Annotated in this window: 1 protein-coding gene; it reads right to left on the reverse strand. The window is 75.9% G+C overall.

What is annotated here, in order from left to right:
* Positions 1–67: 67 nt before the first annotated feature.
* Positions 68–886, reverse strand: coding sequence for a DMT family transporter (locus tag AA75_RS39610; RefSeq protein WP_233289399.1), 819 nt, complete (start codon positions 884–886; stop codon positions 68–70).
* Positions 887–1,466: the final 580 nt, after the last annotated feature.

Here is a 1,466-nt window from a genome sequence, read left to right on the forward strand (position 1 = left end):
CCCGGTGCCGCCCGTCGGCGTTCCCGCGCGGCCGCGGCGGCCGCCGGCCGGCCGCCGCAGCGCCCGGCTACCGCCGCGCCGTCAGGGTCGCCCCCACGCTCGCCGCCACCACGCAGCCGATCCCCGCGACCTGCACCCACCCCAGCAGCTGGTGCAGCACCACCAGCCCGACCAGCGCGCTCACCGCCGGGTCCAGGCTGACGATCACGCTGAACACCCGCTGCGGCATCCGCCGCAGCGCGGTCATCTCCAGCGCGTACGGGATCACCGGGAACAGCATCGCCACCCCGGCGACCGCGAGCAGCAGCAGCGCGGGCGCCGACGCGGACGCGAGCCCGTGCCAGGCGTCGGCCGCGCCGAACGGCGCCAGCACCAGCGCGCTGATGCCGAACGAGACCGCCAGCCCCTCGAAGCCCTTGAACGCGGCCCCGACCTTGTCGGTGAACAGGATGTACCCGGCGTAGCAGGCCGCCGCCCCGAACGCGCAGGCCAGCCCGGCCGGGTCCAGCCGGGCGCCGCCCGAGCCCTCGCCCAGCAGCGTGAGCAGCACCACGCCGCCGCCCGCCAGCAGGGCCCAGAGCAGGTGCGACAGGCGCCGGGCGAGCGCCAGCGCGACCGCGAGCGGCCCGAGGAACTCGATGGTGGAGGCGGTCCCCATCGGCAGCCGGTCCACCGCCCCCGCGAACAGCAGGGTCATCCCGGCCGAGGCGACCCCGAGCAGCACGGCGAGACCCAGGTCGCGGCGGCTGCGCCCGCGCAGCCGCGGACGGGTGACGGCCAGCAGCAGCCCCGCCGCGACGACGAGCCGCAGGAAGGTCGCCCCGCCGACACCGAGCACGCCGAACAGCGGCTTGGAGGCGGCGATGCCCAGCTGGACCGCGAACATGGCCGTCACGCACAGAAGCGGCGCCGGGATGCTTCCCAGGCGCCGCTTCGGTCCGGTGGTCCGGGGGCCGGCCGTTGGCCGGCCGCTCCCGGCCGTGCTGCCGGGTGGTGGATCCGTGGTGACCGAGGGCGCCGCCCCGCGTCGTCGCCAACCACCACGCTCGCCGGCCGGCTCGCCCTTGGGGGAGGGCGGCATGGCAAGGGCGCCGACGGGGACTCCGTCGGCGGGGGTCGGGGCCGGACGGGTCGGGACCACGGTGGTCGGATCGCAGGGGTTGGCAGTGGGCATGGGAACGAGTGTGACGTAAGGGGTCCAGATGCTCCAAACTCATTACCGAAATCTGAGACAACGCCGCCGACCAGGTGAAACGGTCCGGCCGGACCGCGCGTCGCCCCGATGGTGTGATGGTGGATCAGTAGCACTGGAGGGTGCGCTACTTAGGTCCGGCCGCCCTCACCGCAGCCTCACTGGTCCTGCTCCTCGCCACGGACGGCGCCCTCCTGAACCCCGCCACCGCACTGCGCCCGGCCGCCACCGGCACCGCCGCCACGGACGCCGCGGCGGCCGGTGAGGCCACCGC

It is taken from the genome of Kitasatospora sp. MBT63 (assembly GCF_000710465.2).
Classification (GTDB): Bacteria; Actinomycetota; Actinomycetes; order Streptomycetales; family Streptomycetaceae; genus Kitasatospora.

What these genes read in the sequence shown, in the direction of transcription:
- AA75_RS39610 (WP_233289399.1), bottom strand. Translation starts at nt 886, where the DNA reads ATGTTCGCGGTCCAGCTGGGCATCGCCGCCTCCAAGCCGCTGTTCGGC.